The sequence below is a fragment of the Streptomyces sp. MBT65 genome (genome assembly GCF_016612545.1).
GTDB lineage: Bacteria > Actinomycetota > Actinomycetes > Streptomycetales > Streptomycetaceae > Streptomyces.
The window spans coordinates 1-15,731 of sequence record NZ_JAENRY010000360.1; the positions used below are offsets into that span (position 1 = coordinate 1).

The following is a 15,731-nucleotide window of genomic DNA, read 5'->3' on the forward strand; positions in this document are numbered from 1 at the left end:
ACTGTATGGGGGTGGAGACAGCGGGATGAGGGGAGCCCGGTTGCGGGCCAGCGCCCGCCGAGCGGGGCGGTGTGGGCGCGGCCGTAACGGGGTGGAGACATCGGGGTCAGTAGAGCCGGACGCGGGTCCGGTTGCAGGCCCGCGCCCGGCTGCGGCTCTGGCTCCGACTCCGGCTGCGGCTCTGGCTCTGGCTCTGGCTCCGATCCGGACCACAGCTGCGCTCCAGTCCCGGCTCCCGCCCCCACTCCAGCACCAGTCACGGCTGCGGCACCGGCACCGGCTCCAGCTCCCCGCACCGGTCCCGATGCCAGCTGCGGCTCCAGTCACGGCTCCAGCTCCGACCACGGCTGGATCCTCGGCTCCAACCCCGACTACAGCTGCGGCTCCGGCTCCCGCCTCGGACTCCGGTCACAGATCCGACCACGACTGCGGCCCCATGCCCCGCCGAACACCAGCTACGTCCCGTTCCCCGGATCGTCGTGTCCCACGACCAGTACCGCCGCATCGTCCTCGTGTCCCACACGCTCCGCTCCCTTGATCACGGCGGCTGCCAGGGAGGTCGCCTCCATGCCGGCCACGGCGGCGATGCCGGCGAGGCGCATGACCTGGTCGAGGCCTTCGTCGACGCTCATCGAGGGGCCTTCCACCACGCCGTCGGTCACCAGGACGAAGACTCCGCCGGTGGTGAGGCGGTGTTCGGTCACGGGGTAGCGCTGGCCGGCGACGATGCCGAGGGGCGGGCCGCCCTCGTCGTCGGCGATGCCGCAGCGGCCGTCCGCCGTGGCCCAGACGGAGGGTATGTGTCCGGCCCGCGCGCTCTCCAGCACTCCGGTGGCGGGGTCGAGCCGCACGAAGGTGCAGGTCGCGAAGAGTTCGGTGCCGAGGGACAGGAGCAGGTCGTTCGTCAGGGCGAGGAGTTCGCCGGGCTCGCTGGTGACGGAGGCCAGCGCCCGTAGGCCGACCCGGACCTGGCCCATGAACGCGGCAGCCTCGATGTTGTGGCCCTGGACGTCGCCGATGGAGAGGCCTATGCGTCCGTCGGGCATCGTGAAGGCGTCGTACCAGTCACCGCCCACGTTGAGGCCGTGGTTGGCGGGCGAGTACTTGACCGCGAGGTGGAACCGGGGAGTGACCGGCATGTCGCCGGGCAGCATGCCGCGCTGCAGGGCGACGGCCAGTTCGAGCAGGGAGCGCTGGAGCTCCGCCCGCTCGCGTGCCTGGGCGGTCAGCGTCCCCAGTCTGGCCAGCAGTTCGTCACCGTCGTCCACGGGGAGCCTGCGCGACATCGACCACTCCAAAGGGGTTAGTACCGCTATAAGCATAAAGAACGGATTTTTCTCCCCCCGGTACGCCCTCGATGCACCCTCGGTACGCCCTCGGAGCGCGAGCACGGGAACGGCACGACAAAGGCCCGGCCACCGCTGTAGCGGGGCCGGGCCGACCGGTCGTACGCGCTGGATCAGCCCTGGCGGGCCTTGAAGCGCGGGTCCTTCTTGTTGATCACGAACGTCACGCCACGGCGGCGGACCACCTGCGCGCCGGGCTTGGCCTTCAGTGCGCGCAGTGAGTTACGGACCTTCATGACTGCCTCCCGTAGCGGCGCTCGAAGCGCTCCACCCGGCCCGCGGTGTCCACGACGCGCGTGTTGCCGGTGTAGAAGGGGTGACTGGCCGACGAGATCTCGACCTCGATCAGCGGGTAGGTGTTCCCGTCAGCCCACTCGATCGTGCGCGCCGACCGCGCGGTCGAGGTGGTCAGGAACGCGGTGTCCGCCGCGCGGTCGCGGAAGACGACCGGACGGGACACGGGGTGGATGCCAGACCTCATGGTGCTTCCTTCCTCAGGCCGTCCGTGACCGGACGGCCGCTCTGCCTGATGCTGGGGACTGCCGCCGCGCCTGGTTCAGCGCTCTTCGCGGAAATCGACGTGCTCTCCGGCGACCGGGTCGTACTTGCGCAGGACCAGCCGGTCGGGGTCGTTGCGACGGCTCTTGCGCGTCACGTAGGTGACGCCGGTCCCGGCCGTCGACTTCAGGGTGACGACGGGACGGTTCGTGGTGCGTGCCATGAGGACCTCCTTCCGCCCACATCCCGGGATCTTGTCCCGAGCATGTCAGCTACATCCGTTCCAACACCGACACCCCCCGGTCCATTCCCGCCCGCTAGACCGCCACCGCGGCCCGCAAACGGGCGGCCCGTACGGCCTGGGAGAGGCCTTCGATGTCGTAGGCGCCGTGGTGCCGGCGGCCGTTCACGAAGAAGGTCGGGGTGCCCGCGACACCGCTGAGGTCGGCCGATTCGACGTCCTCGGCGACATGGCCCGCCCCGGCGTGGGCCCGCATGTCGCGTTCGAAACGGGTGATGTCCAGGCCGATCTGTTCGGCATAGCCCCGGAGGTCCTTGAGGCGCAGGGCGCCCTGGTGGCCGAGGAGCAGGTCGTGCATCTCCCAGTAGCCGCCCTGCAGCGCGGCGGCCTCCGAGGCCTCGGCGGCGAGCTGGGCGTGCGGGTGGACGTCGGTCAGCGGGAGATGCCGCCACACGTACCGCACCTCGTCCCCGAAGGAGCCGAGCAGTTCACGGACGACCGGCTCGGCCTGCCCGCAGAAGGGGCACTCGTAGTCGCCGTACTCGACGACGGTCACCGGGGCGTGCCGCGGACCGCGCAGGTGGTCGCGGTCGGGGTCGACCGGCACCGACAGGTCGACGACGGTCTCCGCCCGGCCGAACAGCACCCTGGGCCGGATCTGCGGCGGCAACAGTCCGATCGCCCCGGTGACCAGTCGGCCGACCAGGAACGAGCAGATGACGGCGGTGAGGATGCCCGTCTTGGCGTCCTCCAGGGTGGTCCCGTCGAAGGCGAGGGTCGCGATCAGCAGGGAGACCGTGAAGCCGACGCCCGCCAGGGTGCCGCCCGCGGTCACCGCTCCCCAGCCGACCGGCGGCCGGATCCGGCCCCGGGACAGGACGCTGGTCAGCGCCGTCGAGGAGACGATGCCGAGCGGCTTGCCGACGACGTACCCGATGAGGATGCCCAGCGCGACGGGCGAGGTGAACGCCCTGGTCAGTTGCTCCCCGCTGATCTGGAGCCCCGCGTTGGCCAGCGCGAACAGGGGCACCACGACATAGCTCGCCCACGGGTGGTAGATGCGCTGGAGCCGGTCGTTCGGGGAGATCGACGCCGCGATGCCCGCGCGTACGTCGCGTTCCAGCTCGGGTGTGGGCTGCTCGCGGAAGAGCCGGAACAGGCCGGTGGCGCGCTCCAGGTCGTCACGCCCCGCCGGATAGGCGTAGGTGATCAGCCCCATGGCGAGCCCGATGACGACCGGGTCCACGCCCGACTTCAGCAGGGCGACCCAGGCGATCAGCCCGAGCAGCGCGTACAGCGGCCCCCGGCGCACCCGGAACCGGCGCAGCACGATGACGACGGCGAACGCGCCCACCGCGACCAGCAGTGCCGGTACGGCGATGTGGTCGCTGTAGAAGACGGCGATCACCACGAGCGCCAGGAAGTCGTCGAGGACGGTGATCGTGAGGAGGAACACCCGCAGCCCGGGCGGCATATGGCGGCCCACGACGGCGAGCATGCCCAGCGCGAACGCCGTGTCGGTGGACATCACCGCGCCCCAGCCGTTCGCCGTCCCGTGCCCGCTGTTGATCGCCAGATAGATGGCGATCGGCACGAGCATGCCGCTGGCGCCCGCGACCATCGGCAGGGCCAGCCTCCTGCGCTCGCGCAGCTCCCCCATGTCGAACTCGCGACGCGCCTCCAGGCCGACGACAAGGAAGAACAGCGTCATCAGCCCGCTGTTGACCCACTCCCGCAGATCGAGCGAGACCCCGTGCGAGCCGAGCCGGACGGAGAGACGGGTATGCCAGAACGTCTCGTACGCCGACGGTGTGACGTTGGCCCAGACGAGCGCGAGGAGCGCCGCCGCCACCAGGACGGCGGCGCTGCCGGTCTCGGTCCGCAGGAAGTCACGCAGCGGCGTGCGGGCTTCGTCGCCGCACGTGGTCTGCCCCGTGTAGTCGGTCGTTTCGAAGGACATACGGGGTTCACTTCCGCCTTGCGTCATGGCTCATGTGTCCGCCCAACACCGGCCGCCACACCATTCATTCCTACGGCGGCCGGTACCAAGGCCGCCGCATCAGCCGCCCAGTGCCGCCCCGACCACGGCCTTCGCCTCCTCCTGCACCTGGCCGAGGTGGTCCGGACCGAGGAAGGACTCGGCGTAGATCTTGTAGACATCCTCGGTGCCGGAGGGCCGCGCCGCGAACCAGGCGTTGGCGGTCGTCACCTTGATGCCGCCGAGGGCCGCGCCGTTGCCGGGCGCCTCGGTGAGGACGCCGGTGACAGGCTCACCGGCCAGGGTGTCGGCGGTGACCTGGGCGGGCGAGAGCTTGGCGAGGAGCGCCTTCTCCTCACGGGAGGCCGGGGCGTCGATGCGGGCGTAGGCGGGCGCGCCGAACCGGTCCGTGAGCGCCGCGTAGTGCTGCGACGGCGTCTTCCCGGTGACCGCCGTGATCTCGCTCGCGAGCAGCGCGAGGATGATGCCGTCCTTGTCGGTGGTCCACACGGAGCCGTCCCGGCGCAGGAAGGACGCGCCGGCCGACTCCTCGCCGCCGAAGCCGAGCGAGCCGTCGACCAGTCCGTCCACGAACCACTTGAAGCCGACGGGCACCTCGACGAGCCGGCGCCCGAGGTCGGCGGCGACCCGGTCGATCATCGAGGAGGACACCAGCGTCTTGCCGACGCCCGCGTCGGCGGGCCAGCACTCGCGGTGGGCGTACAGGTACGAAATGGCCACGGCCAGATAGTGGTTGGGGTTCATCAGGCCCGCGTCCGGGGTGACGATCCCGTGCCGGTCGGAGTCGGCGTCGTTGCCGGTGGCGATGTCGAACCGGTCGCGCTGCGCGATCAGCGAGGCCATCGCGTACGGCGACGAGCAGTCCATGCGGATCTTGCCGTCCCAGTCCAGCGTCATGAACCGCCAGGTCGGGTCCGTGAGCGGATTGACCACGGTCAGGTCGAGCCGGTGCTCCTCGGCGATCCGACCCCAGTAGGCGACGGACGCCCCGCCCAGCGGGTCGGCGCCGATCCGTACCCCGGCCGTACGGATCGCGTCCAGGTCGAGGACGTTCGGCAGGTCGGCGACGTACGTGCCGAGGAAGTCGTAGCGGCCCGTGCCCGGGGCGGCGAGCGCCCGCGTGTAGGGGATGCGGCGTACGTCCTTCATGCCGCCCGCGATGATCTCGTTGGCGCGGTCCTGGATCCACGAGGTGATCTCGGAGCCGGCCGGGCCGCCGTTCGGCGGGTTGTACTTGAAGCCGCCGTCGGCGGGCGGGTTGTGGGACGGGGTGACCACGACACCGTCCGCGAGGCCCGAGGTCCGGCCGCGGTTGTGGGTGAGGATGGCGAGGGACACCGCCGGGGTGGGCGTGTAGCCGTCCGCGCTGTCGATGAGGACCGTGACCTCGTTGGCGGCGAACACCTCCAGCGCGGTGACCGTCGCGGGCTCGGACAACGCGTGGGTGTCCGCCCCGAGGAAGAGCGGCCCGTCGGTGCCCTGTCCCGCGCGGTACTCGCAGATGGCCTGGCTGGTGGCGGCGATGTGGTCCTCGTTGAACGCCGTGTTCAGGGACGACCCGCGGTGCCCGGAGGTGCCGAACGCGACGCGCTGACCCGGCTCGGCGGGGTCCGGGTGCAGCGCGTAGTAGGCGGTGACCAGCCGGGCCACGTCTACGAGATCCTCGGCGCGGGCCTGTTCGCCCGCTCGCTCGTGTGGCATGTGCCCGCTCCTCCATGTCGACCGACTTCGCGTACGGCCCCATCTTTGCTCGTCAGGGCCGGATTTCGCGAGTACACCACCTCCGCCTGTGGAAAACCCGGGCCGCCGCCGTCCGCCGGTACCGACCGCTCAGTAGCTGTTCGGTACCCGTGGCTCAGTACCTGTGGTGCCTGTCCAACTGCTTGAGGACCGCGCCCGCCATGGCCGCCTCGCCCTTCGCGTTGGGGTGTGCCGGAGCCGCCGGGGAGGCGGGCTGGAGCGGTTCGATCCAGCGGTCGGCGGGTGCCTTGCACATGTCGTGGCCGACGGTCGGGCCGTAGGTGTCGACGTACTCCGCGCCGTTGAACGCGGCCACCAGACGGAGCATCAGGTTGAGGCGCTTGCCGGTGTCACGGAGGTAGGGGAAGTCCTTCGCGGCGAACGGCACCGACGGGTAGCAGCCGCTGCCGTCGTCGGGCAGCAGGTCCGGGTAGCCGACGACGAGCACACGCGCGTGCGGTGCCTTCTTGTGGACCGCGCGCAGCACCTTGGCCACCTTGGGCGCGGTGTTGAGGATGGTCAGCGCCAACTGGTCGGCGCCTGACGAGTTGTAGTAGCGCTGGCACGGGTTGCCGGCCAGGTCGGTGGCGCTGAGCTTGGCGCAGGTGCCGATGATCGTGCTGAACCCGATGTCGTTGCCGCCGATCTGGACGGTCACCAGGTCCGTGTTCCGCTGCACGGCGTCCAGTTGGGGCCCGTTGGTGCCCTGCGCCTTCCACATCTCCTCGGTCGTCGCCCCGCTGCAGCTCACGTCCGTGAGAACGGTCCCTCTGCGGTCGGCCGTCACCACCGAGGGGTAATTGTGGTCGGAGCGGGCGCAGTTGGCGTCCACCTGGGTCGGTATGTACGGGCCCGAGGTGTAGGAGTCGCCGAGCGCCACGTACTGAGTCGAACGGCCGTGCTCCTGGCCCGAGTTGTGCGCGGCCGCCGGTGCCGCGGAGGCCACGACGAGGGCGCAGCCGCTGACCGCCGCGGCGACCGCCACGGCCCTGCCGCGGTGGTGCGCCGTCGTGACCGGATGCGTCTCACGCTTCATGAGGTTCCTCCCCAGGTACGAGACGGTGCGACGGGGCGGCCCCGATGCGGTCGTCTCTCGTTCAACTGGCCTTGTATACCGGTCGGTAAGTCCCTTGGGCCAGAGGTCGGGAGGGACGAGTTCGCTGCCCGAAGGGTCACGGTGCCCGCCGAAACAGTTCGGCCGGTTTGGTGGCCGGTTCCCACCCGCGCGCACGGGGAGCGCCTTCGGCGGGTATCCCTACCGCAGACGTCAACGCGCTTGGGGGTGGGGGGAGTTGACCCTGGTGACGCAGTGGCGGCAGAGGCACGAGAAGCGCGATGCGCGGCGCTCACGACGGCGGGAGGCCATCCGCGCGCTGCGCGCCCAGGGACGCTACGGCCCCGCACTGCACGAGGTGCTGCCCGCGCTCGTCCTGGTTGCCCTCGTCGTGTGCGGGATCGTGGCCGGCCTCGCCGTCGCGTACCGCGTCCTCGGCACCTTCGCGCTCGTCGCCGGCCTGGCACTGCTCGCGGTGATCACGGCGGCCGTGGTCCGGCACAACCGGCCGTTGGCCCGTCGCCGGCTGGGCTACTACACGCCCGAGGAGATCGCCGACCTGGATGCGGAGGGGCTCGCCCTGGCCGTGTCCCGGATGCTGCGCCGGGACGGCTGGCGGGCGCTGGCCCGGCCCGACGCACAGGGCCAGGCGCGGGTCCGGGCGCGCGACCGGCTCGGCCGTCGCCTGGAGGTGGCCTTCCGGCCGGTGGCCGAACCGCTGCCCGACGAGGAGACACCGACGCGCTCCGCACGCTCGGCGGGCTCAGGACCGCACCTCCGTCTGGTCGTCCACCGGGGCACCTTCAGCCGGCGTGACGTGCAGTGGGCGCGCCGGCAGGGCGGCGTCCAGCTCATCGACGGTTCGCGCCTGCGGCGCTGGGCCCAGGGCACTCCTCTGCACCGGCTGCCCGAGGTCCCCTGACACGTCCTCTGACACGTCCTCCGACACACGGAACGAGCCGCGGGCACGCGGCCCACGGCTCGTTCACGGTACGGCTCGTCAGCTCTCGCAGTGGTTGCCCAGCGCCGGGTTGAGCAGACCGATCACGTTGATCGTGTTGCCGCACACGTTGAGGTCCAGGTCGATCGGGATCTGGACGACGTTTCCGGAGAGCACGCCCGGGCTGTCGACGGCGGTACCGACGGGGTCGGGGTCCGCGCTCGCCGTACCCGCGCACAGCAGCAACGCCGCACCCGCCAGACCCACCACGGCCGTCAGACGCTTCCTCATGAAGAACTCCTGTCACTCGGAGGGGCATGTCCCTCCACGCTGGGGGTGCTTCGGGGGGTGACGACACTCTTCGGCGTCCGAACGGGTGGTGGTCGAGCACTCAGGCCGCGCGCTCAGGGCGCTTGCCGAGTCCGCTTGCTCAGGCCGTCAGACCGGCGGCCACCGTCGCCCCGAGTTCCCAGCAGGCCTCGATGCCCGCCTTGTCGGGCTCGCCGGTCAGCGTCACCGGGTCCGCGACCCGCCGCCAGCCCAGCCCGGTCGTAATCGACTCGATGGCCCGCACGGCTCCGGTCACGTCGTTCCCGCCGTGCACGTAGTACCCGAAGGGCCGGCCCCGGGTCTCGTCCAGGCACGGGTAGTAGATCTGGTCGAAGAAGTGCTTGAGCGCGCCCGACATGTAACCGAGGTTCGCGGGCGTGCCGAGGAGATACCCGTCGGCGGCCAGCACGTCCGACACAGTCACGGACAGAGCGGCACGGCGTACGACCCGTACGTCCTCGATCTCCGGGGTCGTCGCCCCGGCGAGGACGGCCTCGAACATGGCCTGGCAGTTGGGCGAGGGGGTGTGATGGACGATCAGGAGGGTGGGCACGCGCCGAATCTACTCGTCGGCCGGTTCCACCCTGGTCACGGTGCCCTTGGTGTTGGCCTCCAGGAAACCGCCGCCGTAGTCGTCGCTCAGATAGATCGCCATGCCCGCCGGGGTGTTCCCGCCGTTGGTGCTCGGCGACCGGAGCAACAGGTAACGGCTCGTCGGGTCCTTGACCTTCAGGTCCTTGTTCGCGCGCTTCAGCAACGCGGGAACGGCGTCCCAGTTGAAGTCGTCCAGCTTCACCGGCTGGTCGCCACCTATGATCGTGCCCTTGTTGTCGAACGCCTCGTCGAAACCGGTACCGGAGCGGTAGGTATAGCTGGTGTACCTCGTCTGGCTGCCTTTCACCATCACATCCGCGATGACGTATCCCGGGTAGACGGAGAAGTCGGCGAACCTGTCACTCCCCGTCTTCTCCTTGAACGCCTTGATCGCGGTCCGGATGCCAGCCGGAGTCAGCATGTCCTGGGTCTTCACGGCGGCACTGCTCTCGCTCGCCGAAACGGAGGGCGTGCCCTGCTGAGTCTGCCCAGCGGCACCCGCGGACGCCGCCGAGCCGTTGTTGTCACTGTTCCCGCCCGGCAGCACCTTCCAGGCAAGCGTCCCGATCAGCACCACGCCAACGACGCTGGAAACCACGGCAACACCCCGTGACCGCTTCTCCGGGCGCCGCCGCCGACTCGTCGTCTGCATGCCACTGGTCGGCGGCAGCGACGGAGGCGCCGGAGGCGCGAGCCGGTACGAGGTGGTCTCTGGGCGACTGTCCTGGGGCTGGGCCGCGGCAGCAACCAGCATCCGCCCCACCGTCCCGGCATCCGGCCGCGCCTCGGGATCGCGGACCAGCACACAGGACAGCACCGGCATCAACGACCCGGCCCGCACCGGCGGTGGCACATCCTCCTGGAGTACGGCGGCCAGCGTGGCCAGCGTCGTACCGCGCTGGAGCGGGTGGTAGCCCTCGACGGCGACGTACAGCATCATCGCCAGGGACCACAGGTCGGCGGCGGGACCACCGCTCTGGCCCGAGACCCGCTCCGGGGCCATGTAGTCGGGCGTGCCGATGATCGAGCCGGTTGCGGTGAGGGCGGTGGCGTCGCGGATCGCGGCGATGCCGAAGTCGGTGAGGACGGGGCGGCCGTCGGTGCGCAGCAGGACGTTGGCGGGTTTCACGTCGCGGTGCTGGACGCCCGCCTCGTGCGCCGCGTTCAGGGCGTCGAGCACACCGGAGCCGAGCCGGGCGGCCTCCGCCGGTGCCATCGGGCCGCGTTCCAACCGGTCGGCCAGTGAGCCGCCTTGGACGAGTTCCATGACGAGCCAGGGGTAGGTGCCCTCGCCGCCGTCGACGATGTGATGGATCGTCACCACGTTCGGGTGCTCCACCCGGGCCAGCGCCCGTGCCTCGCGCAGGACCCGCTGGCGCAGCATCTCGGCGGCGGCGGGGTCGTACTCGGCGAGGTCGATGTCCGGCGGCCGGACCTCCTTGACCGCGACATACCTGTGCAGCAGCAGGTCGCGGGCGCGCCACACCGTGCCCATACCACCGCCGCCGAGCCGGGACTCCAGCTCGAAGCGGCCGTCGACAACCCGTCTGTCGGGCTCCCCCTCGTTCATGCGGAGGAGCTTATGTGACGAACGTGCACTCCTGTGCCGCGTGTTCGGTGATTGAGAAACGTCCGGGCCGACCCGCGAGGGCCGACCCGGACGTCAGCGGAGTGCTCAGACCAGGTCGAAGCGGTCCAGGTCGGAGACCTTGACCCAGGCGGCGACGAAGTCCTTCACGAACTTCTCCTTCGCGTCGTCGCTCGCGTACACCTCGGCGAGCGCGCGGAGTTCGGAGTTCGAGCCGAAGACCAGGTCGGCACGGGTGCCGGTCCACTTGACCGCGCCGGAGGCGTCACGGGCCTCGAAGGTCTGCTGGTCCGAGGAGGTCGAGGACCAGGTGGTGCCCAGGTCGAGCAGGTTGACGAAGAAGTCGTTCGTCAGCGTGCCGACCTTGTCGGTGAGGACACCGTGGGTGGACTGGCCCTGGTTGGCGCCCAGGACGCGCAGGCCGCCGACGAGGACGGTCAGCTCGGGGGCGGTCAGCGTCAGCAGGTTCGCCCGGTCCAGCAGCAGGTACTCGGCGGGGAGGCGGTTGCCCTTGCCGAGGTAGTTGCGGAAGCCGTCGGAGGTCGGCTCCAGCGCGGCGAACGACTCGACGTCCGTGTGCTCCTCGGTCGCGTCGACGCGGCCCGGCGTGAAGGGGACCTCCACGTCGACGCCGCCGTCCTTGGCGGCCTTCTCGACCGCGGCGGCACCGCCGAGGACGATCAGGTCGGCCAGGGAGACCTTCTTGGCGCCGGAGTTGAACTCCGCCTGGATGCCTTCGAGGACCCGCAGCACCTGGGCGAGCTGGTCGGGGTCGTTGGCCTCCCAGCCGCGCTGCGGCTCCAGGCGGATACGGGCACCGTTGGCGCCGCCGCGCTTGTCGCTGCCCCGGTGGGTGGAGGCGGACGCCCATGCCGTGGACACGAGCTGCGAGACGGTGAGGTCCGAGGCGAGGATCTTCGCCTTGAGGGCCGTGACGTCGGCCGCGTCGATGGCCTCGCCCTCGGCCTGCGGCAGCGGGTCCTGCCACAGCAGGGTCTCGGAGGGGACCTCCGGACCGAGGTACAGGGACTTCGGGCCCAGGTCGCGGTGGGTCAGCTTGTACCAGGCGCGGGCGAAGGCGTCCGCGAACTGCGCCGGGTTCTCGTGGAAGCGCTTGGAGATCTCACCGTAGATCGGGTCGAAGCGCAGCGAGAGGTCGGTGGTGAGCATCGTCGGGAGCTTCTTGGCGTCGCTGTGGGCGTCCGGGATGATCGCCTGAGCGTCCTTGGCCACCCACTGGTTGGCGCCGGCGGGGCTCTGGGTCAGCTCCCACTCGTAGCCGAAGAGGATGTCGAAGAAGTCGTTGCTCCACTGGGTGGGCTTGGTGGTCCAGGTCACCTCGAGGCCGGAGGTGATCGCGTCGCCGCCCTTGCCGGTGCCGTAGGTGGACTTCCAGCCCAGGCCCTGCTGCTCCAGCGGGGCGGCCTCGGGGTCGTCGCCGACCGACTCGGCCGGGCCGGCGCCGTGGGTCTTGCCGAAGGTGTGGCCACCGGCGATGAGGGCGACGGTCTCCTCGTCGTTCATCGCCATGCGGCGGAAGGTCTCACGGATGTCGCGGGCCGCGGCCAGCGGGTCCGGGTTGCCGTTGGGGCCCTCGGGGTTGACGTAGATGAGGCCCATCTGGACGGCGCCGAGCGGGTTCTCCAGCTCGCGGTCGCCGGTGTAGCGCTGGTCGTCGAGCCAGGTGGTCTCGGGACCCCAGTACACGTCCTCGTCGGCCTCCCAGACGTCGGCGCGGCCGCCGCCGAAGCCGAAGGTCTCGAAGCCCATGGTCTCCAGCGCCACGTTGCCGGTGAGGATCATGAGGTCGGCCCAGGAGATGGACTGGCCGTACTTCTTCTTGACCGGCCACAGCAGACGGCGGGCCTTGTCCAGGTTGCCGTTGTCCGGCCAGCTGTTCAGCGGCGCGAAGCGCTGCTGACCGCGGCCGCCACCGCCGCGGCCGTCGCTGATGCGGTAGGTGCCGGCGCTGTGCCAGGCCATCCGGATCATCAGCGGGCCGTAGTTGCCGAAGTCCGCCGGCCACCAGTCCTGCGAGGTGGTCAGTACCTCGGCGATGTCCTGTTTGACGGCCGCGAGGTCGAGGGCCTCGAAGGCCGTGGCGTAGTCGAAGTCCGCGCCGAGCGGGTTCGCGACGACCGGGTCCTTGGCGAGGATCTTCAGGTTGAGCCGCTCCGGCCACCACTGACGGTTGCCACCGCCCTGCGTCGGGTGCGGGGCGCGCCCGTGCGCGACGGGGCAGCCCCCGGCATCCTCCGACTTCGCGTCCGTGACGATTGCGTCGTGGTTCTCAGACATGGGAATCCTTCCAAACGGGGTGGATCACGTGACTCAGGAACTGGGGGCGGCGGTACAGGTGGGGCACAGACCCCAGTAGATGACCTCGGCCTCGTCGATCGAGAAGCCTTGGTCGTCGGCGGCGGTCAGGCAGGGTGCCTCGCCGACCGCGCAGTCGACGTCGGCGACGACACCGCACGACCTGCACATGAGGTGGTGGTGGTTGTCGCCGACGCGTCCTTCGAAGCGGGCGGGACTGCCCGCCGGTTCGATACGGCGTATGAGTCCTGCCGAGGTCAGCGCGTGGAGGGCGTCGTAGACGGCCTGGAGCGATATGTGTCCTACGCGGTCACGGACCCCGGACGCGACCGCCTCGACATCGAGGTGGTCGCCGTGCCGGACGGTCTCGAGCAGCGCGACGCGGGCTGCCGTCACCCGCAGGCCGGCACCGCGCAGCTCCTCGGCGGTGGTCGGTGGCTGGGATGCGGTCATGGCGCTCAACCTACAGCCATAAACACGAGTGATTCAAGAAAACAAATGGTTCAAGTTTGATGTCGTGGCGGGGTGGGCGGTGTGGAGCGGTCCCAGGTGGTGGCGGTGACCCCACGTTCCCGCAGTACCGCCTTGCGAACTTTGCCGGTCTCGGTGAGCGGGAGCTCAGGGACGCTGTCGAGGTACCGGGGCACCGCGAAGGGAGGCAGCTCGTCCGCACAGTGCCGTACCAGTTCCCGGAGGTCGAGCACCTGCCCGGGCGCGGCGCCGACGGCGACCATGACCTCGTCCTCGGCCAGCTCCGAGGGCACCGGGAAGGCCGCCGCGTCGGCGACCGCCGGGTGCGCGCGGACGACGGACTCGACCTCCTGCGAGGAGACGTTCTCGCCGCGCCGCCGGATGACGTCCTTGATCCGGTCGACGAACCGGAACCACCCGTCGGGCTCGCGGACCACCCGGTCCCCGGTGCGCCGCCATGCGGTGGGAGCGGGCTCCGGCTCCCCCAAGTAGCCGGTGCAGAAGGCGAATTCACGCGCGCTACGGACCACCAGCTCACCGGCGACACCGTCCGCGACAGGCATGAGCAGCTCGTCGACCACCCGCGCGGAGAATCCGTCGCGCACGGTACCGACGTAACCTGGCCGCTGCTCCTCGGGCGTCGACCCGATGACGAGGTTCGTCTCCGTCGACCCGAACCCGTCGACCAACGTGACCCCGAACCGCGCCCGGAACGGCTCCCACGTGGACCCCGGAGTGGCCGGCGAGAGCCCGCGCCGGGCCCGGTGCGCACGGTCGCCGGGTCCCGGCGGCTGCGCCAGGAGCATCGGCACCATCGCGCCCAGCAGATAGACGACGGTGGCCCCGGCCCCGGCCACCCGCTCCCAGTACCGCGATGCCGAGAACCGCTCGTCGATCACACAGCTCGCCCCCACCGCCATGGCGTGCGCGAGGGTGTTCAGCGCGTTGGTGTGGAACAGCGGCAGACAGGTGTACAGCACGTCGTCGGCGGTGAGGCGGAGCGAGTCGGAGACGTTACGACCCCACCAGACGGTCTGCGCGTGCGGACACCGCACACCGCGCGCGACCCCCGTGGTCCCGGAGGTGAACAGCACGAACGCCGTGTCGTCCGGCCGCATTTGGGCAGCGGGTACGGCGGGCGTCATGCCCGGTGCCGGTACATTGCCCCCACCGACGACCCACAACTCCCCCTGAAATCCGGCCGCTACGACCCGTGCCGCCGACTCCTCGTCCACCAAAGGGAATTGCGGTTCCGCCGCCCGCAGCACCTGCCGAAGCCCCTCGCCCCGCAGACCGGTGTTGAGCGGGATCAGCACCGCCCCCAGCCAGGCGCAGCCGAGGAAGAGGTCGACGAACTCGATCCGGTTGCCGGCCATGACGGCGACGCGGTCGCCCGGTCCGCAGCCGCGTTCGGCGAGCGCACCGGCCATGGTGGCGGCGGCCGTACGGGTCTCGGCGTACGTCCGTGTCACCTCCCCCACCCGCAGGAAGGTCCGGTCGCCGAACTCCCCTGCCGCCGCGTCGAGGAGGCCGGGGACGGTGTCGGTCACCGCAGAACTCCGGCCTCCCGGAGCTGCCGGACACGCTCCGCCGAGAACCCCGCCACCTCTGTCAGTACGGCGTCGGTGTCGGCGCCGAGTACCGGCGCGGCCTCGCGGATCCCGCCGGGCGTGCGGGTCAGCCGGATCGGGACGCCCTCGTGGAGGAAGGCCCCCGCGACCGGGTGCTCCTTGCGGACGTAGAAGCCACGGGCCCTCAACTGCGGGCCGTGCTCGACGAGTTCCCGGCCGTCCTGTACCGCTCCGGCCGGGACACCGCGCGCCTGGAGCGCCTCGGCGGCGACATCGGCGGGGAGCGTGCGGGTCCACTCGTCCAGCACTGCGTCGACCAGCTCCGTGGCGTGTCTCCGCGCCTCTGCTGTCAACGTCCGTTCGTCGGTGGCGAGTTCGGGGCGGCCGATGACCTCCCACAGCGCGGCCCACTCGGTGTCGTCGCGCACGCTGACGGCCAGCCAGCGGTCGGCGCCGAGGCAGCGGTACACGCCCTGCGGGCTCCAGCTCGGGTGGGTGTTGCCGGCCGGTGTCACCTTCGCGCCGCTGAGGAGGCTGGTGCCCATGTGGGCCGCTATCGCCTCCAGTTGGGACAGGTCGATGTGCTGTCCGCGTCCGGTGAGGGAGCGGTGCTCCAGCGCGGCGACCGTGGCGAGGGCGGCCTGGAGGCCCGCGACGATGTCGCCGTGACCGTAGATCACCCCGACCACGTCGTCCGGGCCCCAGCCGGTCAGCCCGGTCAGTCCCCCGCTCGCCGAGACCGTGTCGGCGTACGACACCCAGCCGTTGCGCGGCCCGGTGTGCCCCATGCCCGACATGCTGACGTAGACGAGACCGGGGTTGATGCGGCGCAACTCCTCGTAGTCCAGGCCCAGTTTGCGCATGACCGTGGAGCTGAAGTTCTCCACGAGGACGTCGCTGCGGGCGATCAGCTCGCGCAGTACCGCGATGCCGTCGTCGGTCCGGGTGTCGAGCGCGATGCTGCGTTTGTTGCGGTTGACCTCGTTGAAGTAGCCGTTGGTGTCGGGGTCCGTGTGGGGGCCGCGGGAGAGGTGCATGAAGGG

The 15,731-nt window shown here is 70.8% G+C and carries 15 protein-coding genes; 1 reads left to right on the plus strand and 14 read right to left on the minus strand.

The genetic code is table 11. The annotated features are described in order from the left end of the window. Positions 1-455: 455 nt before the first annotated feature. From JHN63_RS44430 to JHN63_RS44460, 7 genes are all read right to left on the minus strand, one after another. The gene (locus JHN63_RS44430; RefSeq protein WP_200690816.1) at positions 456-1,286 is read right to left on the minus strand and encodes a PP2C family protein-serine/threonine phosphatase; all 831 of its coding nucleotides are present in this window, start codon (positions 1,284-1,286) and stop codon (positions 456-458) included. 173 nt (positions 1,287-1,459) lie between these two features. Next, positions 1,460-1,582: a type B 50S ribosomal protein L36 gene (ykgO, locus tag JHN63_RS44435; protein ID WP_200690817.1), complete on the minus strand. Its 123-nt coding sequence runs from the start codon at positions 1,580-1,582 to the stop codon at positions 1,460-1,462. Then, entirely contained in the window at positions 1,579-1,827 is a 249-nt protein-coding gene (locus JHN63_RS44440; protein ID WP_200690818.1) for a type B 50S ribosomal protein L31, read from the minus strand. Before JHN63_RS44440 ends, ykgO begins: the two co-directional genes overlap by 4 nt. Before the next feature lie 75 nt (positions 1,828-1,902). After that, positions 1,903-2,067 carry a 50S ribosomal protein L33 gene (gene rpmG / locus JHN63_RS44445; protein ID WP_200690819.1) on the minus strand — a complete coding sequence of 55 codons (165 nt, stop codon included), beginning with the start codon at positions 2,065-2,067 and terminating at the stop codon, positions 1,903-1,905. Between the two features lie 94 nt (positions 2,068-2,161). Beyond that, positions 2,162-4,045, minus strand: coding sequence for a Na+/H+ antiporter NhaA (gene nhaA, locus JHN63_RS44450; RefSeq protein WP_200690820.1), 1,884 nt, complete (start codon positions 4,043-4,045; stop codon positions 2,162-2,164). 99 nt (positions 4,046-4,144) lie between these two features. Beyond that, positions 4,145-5,785 carry a phosphoglucomutase (alpha-D-glucose-1,6-bisphosphate-dependent) gene (pgm, locus tag JHN63_RS44455; RefSeq protein ID WP_200690821.1) on the minus strand — a complete coding sequence of 547 codons (1,641 nt, stop codon included), beginning with the start codon at positions 5,783-5,785 and terminating at the stop codon, positions 4,145-4,147. Between the two features lie 154 nt (positions 5,786-5,939). Continuing rightward, positions 5,940-6,860 carry an SGNH/GDSL hydrolase family protein gene (locus tag JHN63_RS44460; RefSeq protein WP_200690822.1) on the minus strand — a complete coding sequence of 307 codons (921 nt, stop codon included), beginning with the start codon at positions 6,858-6,860 and terminating at the stop codon, positions 5,940-5,942. Between the two features lie 265 nt (positions 6,861-7,125). Between JHN63_RS44460 and JHN63_RS44465 the strand changes: the two genes are divergently transcribed. Beyond that, entirely contained in the window at positions 7,126-7,800 is a 675-nt protein-coding gene (locus JHN63_RS44465; protein ID WP_200690830.1) for a hypothetical protein, read from the plus strand. Positions 7,801-7,878: 78 nt separating this feature from the next. Here JHN63_RS44465 and JHN63_RS44470 read toward each other — a convergent pair whose 3' ends face one another. The 7 genes from JHN63_RS44470 to JHN63_RS44500 all read right to left on the minus strand — a co-directional run. Beyond that, positions 7,879-8,109, minus strand: a complete 231-nt coding sequence (locus tag JHN63_RS44470; protein ID WP_200690823.1) for a chaplin — start codon at positions 8,107-8,109, stop codon at positions 7,879-7,881. Positions 8,110-8,248: 139 nt separating this feature from the next. Then, a complete protein-coding gene (locus tag JHN63_RS44475) occupies positions 8,249-8,701 on the minus strand; it encodes an NAD(P)H-dependent oxidoreductase (RefSeq protein ID WP_200690824.1) in 453 nt (150 codons plus the stop codon). Between the two features lie 9 nt (positions 8,702-8,710). After that, positions 8,711-10,312, minus strand: a complete 1,602-nt coding sequence (locus JHN63_RS44480; RefSeq protein WP_200690825.1) for a serine/threonine-protein kinase — start codon at positions 10,310-10,312, stop codon at positions 8,711-8,713. 105 nt (positions 10,313-10,417) lie between these two features. After that, entirely contained in the window at positions 10,418-12,628 is a 2,211-nt protein-coding gene (katG, locus tag JHN63_RS44485) for a catalase/peroxidase HPI (RefSeq protein ID WP_200690826.1), read from the minus strand. Positions 12,629-12,661: 33 nt separating this feature from the next. Then, on the minus strand, positions 12,662-13,099 hold the full coding sequence (locus JHN63_RS44490; protein ID WP_200690827.1) for a Fur family transcriptional regulator: 438 nt from the start codon (positions 13,097-13,099) through the stop codon (positions 12,662-12,664). Positions 13,100-13,149: 50 nt separating this feature from the next. Then, positions 13,150-14,667: an AMP-binding protein gene (locus JHN63_RS44495; protein ID WP_200690828.1), complete on the minus strand. Its 1,518-nt coding sequence runs from the start codon at positions 14,665-14,667 to the stop codon at positions 13,150-13,152. Then, positions 14,664-15,731: CaiB/BaiF CoA-transferase family protein (locus tag JHN63_RS44500; RefSeq protein ID WP_200690829.1), on the minus strand; the 1,068-nt coding region annotated here is incomplete at its 5' end. The genes JHN63_RS44500 and JHN63_RS44495, both read right to left, overlap by 4 nt.

Coding starts and splice junctions, on each gene's coding strand:
- JHN63_RS44490 (WP_200690827.1), bottom strand. CDS start 13,099: ATGACCGCATCCCAGCCACCGACCACCGCCGAGGAGCTGCGCGGTGCC.
- nhaA (WP_200690820.1), bottom strand. CDS start 4,045: ATGTCCTTCGAAACGACCGACTACACGGGGCAGACCACGTGCGGCGAC.
- JHN63_RS44460 (WP_200690822.1), bottom strand. CDS start 6,860: ATGAAGCGTGAGACGCATCCGGTCACGACGGCGCACCACCGCGGCAGG.
- ykgO (WP_200690817.1), bottom strand. CDS start 1,582: ATGAAGGTCCGTAACTCACTGCGCGCACTGAAGGCCAAGCCCGGCGCG.
- JHN63_RS44480 (WP_200690825.1), bottom strand. CDS start 10,312: ATGAACGAGGGGGAGCCCGACAGACGGGTTGTCGACGGCCGCTTCGAG.
- katG (WP_200690826.1), bottom strand. CDS start 12,628: ATGTCTGAGAACCACGACGCAATCGTCACGGACGCGAAGTCGGAGGAT.
- pgm (WP_200690821.1), bottom strand. CDS start 5,785: ATGCCACACGAGCGAGCGGGCGAACAGGCCCGCGCCGAGGATCTCGTA.
- JHN63_RS44440 (WP_200690818.1), bottom strand. CDS start 1,827: ATGAGGTCTGGCATCCACCCCGTGTCCCGTCCGGTCGTCTTCCGCGAC.
- JHN63_RS44430 (WP_200690816.1), bottom strand. CDS start 1,286: ATGTCGCGCAGGCTCCCCGTGGACGACGGTGACGAACTGCTGGCCAGA.
- rpmG (WP_200690819.1), bottom strand. CDS start 2,067: ATGGCACGCACCACGAACCGTCCCGTCGTCACCCTGAAGTCGACGGCC.
- JHN63_RS44470 (WP_200690823.1), bottom strand. CDS start 8,109: ATGAGGAAGCGTCTGACGGCCGTGGTGGGTCTGGCGGGTGCGGCGTTG.